Raw genomic sequence first — 4,590 nt, 5'->3', positions numbered from 1 at the left:
TGGTGATTGCAGCAGTCAGGGTAGTTTTACCGTGGTCAACGTGGCCGATAGTACCAACGTTAACGTGCGGTTTTGAACGTTCAAACTTTTCTTTAGACATTAGGTTGTCCCTCTAAAACACGGAATCGGTGGTTTCACCACATCAACCAAGCAATTGCTTGTTAGATATTTACAGGAAGAAAATCAGGAGGCAGAACGGGGGAAGTGGTGCTGATAGGCAGATTCGAACTGCCGACCTCACCCTTACCAAGGGTGTGCTCTACCAACTGAGCTATATCAGCACATCTTGGAGCGGGCAGCGGGAATCGAACCCGCATCATCAGCTTGGAAGGCTGAGGTAATAGCCATTATACGATGCCCGCGTGAACTCGGCTACCTGACTTTAATCAGCTGTACATTGTATCTTAAATGTTTTGCCTGGAGTATAACTCGAGCAGAACACCCAAGATGAAAACTGGTTAATGGTGGTGGGGGAAGGATTCGAACCTTCGAAGTCTGTGACGGCAGATTTACAGTCTGCTCCCTTTGGCCGCTCGGGAACCCCACCTTTCCAAATTTTTAATTGGTGCCGGCACCAAGAGTCGAACTCGGGACCTACTGATTACAAGTCAGTTGCTCTACCAACTGAGCTATGCCGGCATCAAGTGCTGCGCATTCTAGGTAGAGTTGACCTTCGATGCAACAAAAAAATCGCTTTTTTTGTTCTTTCGCTCACAAAACAAGCGCATTTGATGATGTTGATGTTTTTTTCAATAGTTATAGAGTAAACATTAAACAAAAAGACCTTACTATAAAGGAAGCACAAAATGTATTTGCCACCCATTTATTGCAAATTTTTTTCATCACCTTGGTTCTTTTTCTTTCGGAGGGCTCAAAATGGTCACCAAAACCAACTATAGAAACAGAACATTTTTTTACATTTTTGCATTTCTCATCAAAAAAATTACTAAAATCATAAAAAATTCTACGCCTACGATAGCGCAACCGATATGATGAGATTTATTTTTTTGTCGGATACGGGTGTTCTCAACAACCTGTCCAACCTGCATAGACAGGCAGATGTTGGCTTATGAATAAGAAAGAATCTTTTTTAACGACTCCATATTTACAATTTGATCGTGAACATTGGGCAACATTGCGTAACTCAGTTCCGTTAACATTAACAGAAGAAGAAGTCGCCGCTTTAAAAGGCATTAATGAAGAAATTTCAATAGATGAAGTGATTGAAATCTATCTCCCATTGTCACGCCTACTCAATTTTTATATTAGCTCTAATTTACGACGACAAGCTGTTCTTGAACAATTTTTAGGAACAGATGAACAAAAAATACCTTACGTTATTGGTATTGCAGGCAGTGTTGCGGTGGGGAAAAGTACCACTGCACGCTTATTGCAGGCATTATTAAGCCGCTGGCCTGAACATCGTCGTGTTAAGTTAGTGACAACAGACGGCTTTTTACATTCTAATAATGTACTAAATGAACGTGGCTTAATGAAAAAAAAGGGATTTCCTGAATCCTATGATATGCGCAACTTGGTCAAATTTGTTTCCGATATCAAATCTGGTGCTGAAAAGGTATCCGCTCCTGTATATTCTCATCTAAGCTATGACATTATTCCTAATGAAGAAATCGTCATTGAGAAACCGGATATCCTGATCTTGGAAGGCTTAAACGTATTACAAAGTGGCATGGATTACCCGCATGAGCCACATCATGTATTTGTTTCTGATTTTGTTGACTTTTCTATTTATGTCGATGCATCAGAAGAATTACTTGAACAATGGTATGTCAGCCGTTTCCTTAAGTTTAGGCAGGGTGCCTTTGCCGATCCTGATTCCTATTTCCACAATTATTCTACGTTAACAACAGATGATGCGATAAAAGTCGCATCAAATATTTGGCGAGAAATTAACGGATTAAACTTACAGCAAAACATCTTGCCAACAAGAGAACGTGCGAGTTTGATTATGACGAAAGGTACCAATCACACGATTGAAAGTGTCAGATTGAGAAAATAAAATAGACAGCCGGAAATCTTTCCGGCTTTACACTCAATAACCCCTCAAAGAAATTTCACCGCCAATATAAGGTGTAATAACACCATTAATATCAAGTAATAGTGCTCCTTGCTGATCGATTCCACGGGCTATTCCATGAATTTCCTGATCACCAATAATTAATTTTACTGGGCGATTAATAAAATTATCTAACTTAAGCCATCTAGGGATAAAAGGAGTCATTCCTTCTTTCTCAAACTGGGTTAGTGTTTCTTTAAGCTCAACAATGATTTCAGCAACCAATTTATTTCGCTCAACTATCATTCCTGCTTGCTGTAAATTAGTCCATCGTTGATTAATTGATTTCTGCTGTTCACTACTCATCGAAATATTCATACCGATTCCGATAACGATCTGAGCTGCATCTGCGGTTCTTCCCGTCAATTCGACCAGTATTCCCGCAAGTTTTTTATCATCCAAATATAAATCATTTGGCCATTTTACTTTTACTCTCTCAGCGCCCTGACGATTAAGTACTTCTGCAATCACAATTCCAACCACTAAACTTAAGCCAATCGCAGCCGCTGGCCCTTGTTCCAAACGCCAATACATAGACAGATACAGATTTCTACCAAAAGCAGAGACCCATTGCCTACCACGACGCCCTCTACCGGCATACTGGTATTCTGCGACACAAGCATCTCCTGAATCTAGCTCGGATAGTTTATCCAACAGATATTGATTTGTAGAATCAATAACAGGTATAACTTCAATACGATCGCTTGGGTAATAATTTGAAATAACACTTTTATCAAGAAGGTTCATTGGCGTAGGAAAACGGTAACCTTTACCTGGAAGTGTTAAAATTTCCACACCCCATTCACGAATAGTTTGAATATGTTTATTGATTCCCGCACGACTCATTCCCAACTCTTGACCTAATTGCTGTCCTGAGTGAAGCTCTCCATCAGATAACACTTTAATTAATTTTAACGGAATACTAATATCTTTCATGAAATACATTCCACTGCGTCTATCTCACCTTCACTGCCAATGAAGCGCACTTCAGGCTCTAAAAAGATATTAAACTTCTCTGCTACCTTGTTACGCACATGCGCAGCCAAAGCAATAATATCTTGCCCCTTTGCATTTCCTTTATTAATTAACACAAGAGCTTGTTTCGTATGCACGGCAGCATCACCAATAGAATAACCTTTCAAATGACATTGATCGATAAGCCAGCCCGCAGCGATCTTTACACTATATTCATTATGAGGATACTGAGGACAATCCGGATATTCAGATTTAATTTGCTGTGCTAACTCAGCCGATGTAATTGGGTTTTTGAAGAAACTTCCCGCATTGCCCATCAACACAGGATCCGGTAATTTGCTTTGACGCATTTCACACACGGCATTAAGTATTTGTTCTGGAGTTACATCTTCTCGTGAAAACTGAGCCAAGCCACCATAAGTCAATTTTGGTTCCCACACCTTATTCAAACATAAGCCGACTGCTGTAATAGCATAGCCATCTTTATATTTGTGTTTGAAAATGCTGTCTCTATACCCAAATTGACATTCATCTGCCATTAAACGAATAGAATTACCCGTTCTCAACTCAACAAAATCGACATATTCACACACATTTTTAAATTCAGCTCCATATGCCCCAATATTCTGAATAGGGGCAGAACCCACGTTTCCGGGGATCAACGCTAAATTTTCCAAACCATAAATCTGTTTCTGGAATAAGTGAATAATCAGATCATGCCAATTTTCACCTGCGCCAACATGAATATACCATGCAGTATCTGATTCTTTTATCTCAATACCAGAAATACGATTTAAGATCACAGAACCTTTAAAATTTTCGGTGAAGAGAACGTTACTCCCACCTCCCAGTAGTAAGATGGGATGATGTTTTCCCATCGCTTCTTGCCATATTGATAGAAGAGATTCAATGGAAGTTGCTATACAGATATGATAGGCATAGGCCGAAACGCCAAATGTGTTAAACGCTTTTAGTTGGGTAGATTCACAGACAGACATTCACTTCAAGCTCAATAGATAATTTGAACTGTAGTCTATCAGACTCTACATTTGAAAGATAAGTAGGTAGTTTATCCAATACCTATCTGTTGAGTTGATGAAAAGATAAAAAAGCAAAAATGCAAAAGGCCACTCATATGAGTGGCCTTTTGACTTTGTATTAAAGCTTGGCAGTTCCCTACTCTCACATGGGGAGACCCCACACTACCATCGGCGCTACGGCGTTTCACTACTGAGTTCGGCATGGGGTCAGGTGGGACCACCGCGCTATTGCCGCCAAGCAAATTCTGTTTTATTTGCCGAACAAATATTATTCATGGTGCTGATACCCAGATTCGAACTGGGGACCTCACCCTTACCAAGGGTGTGCTCTACCAACTGAGCCATATCAGCAAATGCTGAAATAAAAAGTGTCGCCAGATGGGCAACACTTATAAATTGATGTCTGGCAGTTCCCTACTCTCACATGGGGAGACCCCACACTACCATCGGCGCTACGGCGTTTCACTGCTGAGTTCGGCATGGGGTCAGGTGGGACCA

General features: G+C 40.5%; 5 protein-coding genes, 5 tRNA genes, 1 rRNA gene and 1 other annotated feature. Of the genes, 2 read left to right on the top strand and 9 right to left on the bottom strand.

Annotation, left to right across the window (positions count from 1 at the left end; genetic code table 11):
• The 5 genes from Xbed_RS16460 to Xbed_RS16440 form a co-directional block, all read right to left on the bottom strand.
• Positions 1-100: GTP-binding protein (locus Xbed_RS16460; protein WP_234369306.1), on the bottom strand; the 100-nt coding region annotated here is incomplete at its 3' end.
• Positions 101-205: 105 nt separating this feature from the next.
• Positions 206-281: transfer RNA gene (locus tag Xbed_RS16455), tRNA-Thr, on the bottom strand.
• A gap of 6 nt (positions 282-287) precedes the next feature.
• A tRNA-Gly gene (locus tag Xbed_RS16450) sits at positions 288-362 on the bottom strand.
• A gap of 100 nt (positions 363-462) precedes the next feature.
• Positions 463-547 (bottom strand) — tRNA-Tyr (locus tag Xbed_RS16445).
• A 16-nt stretch (positions 548-563) separates the two neighbouring features.
• Positions 564-639, bottom strand: a tRNA-Thr gene (locus Xbed_RS16440).
• Between the two features lie 37 nt (positions 640-676).
• On the opposite strand from Xbed_RS16440, the gene Xbed_RS16435 reads away from it, so the two are divergent.
• Positions 677-958 carry a hypothetical protein gene (locus Xbed_RS16435; protein WP_086113947.1) on the top strand — a complete coding sequence of 94 codons (282 nt, stop codon included), beginning with the start codon at positions 677-679 and terminating at the stop codon, positions 956-958.
• Positions 959-1,069: 111 nt separating this feature from the next.
• Positions 1,070-2,020 (top strand): type I pantothenate kinase, encoded by a 951-nt coding sequence (gene coaA, locus Xbed_RS16430; protein WP_086113946.1) that lies wholly within the window; start codon positions 1,070-1,072, stop codon positions 2,018-2,020.
• A 33-nt stretch (positions 2,021-2,053) separates the two neighbouring features.
• Here coaA and birA read toward each other — a convergent pair whose 3' ends face one another.
• The 4 genes from birA to Xbed_RS16410 form a co-directional block, all read right to left on the bottom strand.
• Entirely contained in the window at positions 2,054-3,013 is a 960-nt protein-coding gene (gene birA / locus Xbed_RS16425) for a bifunctional biotin--[acetyl-CoA-carboxylase] ligase/biotin operon repressor BirA (protein WP_086113945.1), read from the bottom strand.
• Positions 3,010-4,050, bottom strand: coding sequence for a UDP-N-acetylmuramate dehydrogenase (gene murB / locus Xbed_RS16420; RefSeq protein ID WP_086113944.1), 1,041 nt, complete (start codon positions 4,048-4,050; stop codon positions 3,010-3,012). The genes birA and murB overlap by 4 nt, the downstream gene beginning before the upstream one ends.
• Before the next feature lie 165 nt (positions 4,051-4,215).
• A 5S ribosomal RNA gene (gene rrf / locus Xbed_RS16415) occupies positions 4,216-4,331 on the bottom strand.
• A gap of 36 nt (positions 4,332-4,367) precedes the next feature.
• Positions 4,368-4,443, bottom strand: a tRNA-Thr gene (locus Xbed_RS16410).
• Positions 4,444-4,504: 61 nt separating this feature from the next.
• Positions 4,505-4,590, bottom strand: a sequence feature (5S ribosomal RNA rRNA prediction is too short).

Source organism: Xenorhabdus beddingii (genome assembly GCF_002127545.1).
GTDB classification, from domain to species: domain Bacteria; phylum Pseudomonadota; class Gammaproteobacteria; order Enterobacterales; family Enterobacteriaceae; genus Xenorhabdus; species Xenorhabdus beddingii.
The sequence above is the reverse complement of the archived record's forward strand: the minus strand, read 5'-3'. Positions and strand labels throughout refer to the sequence as shown.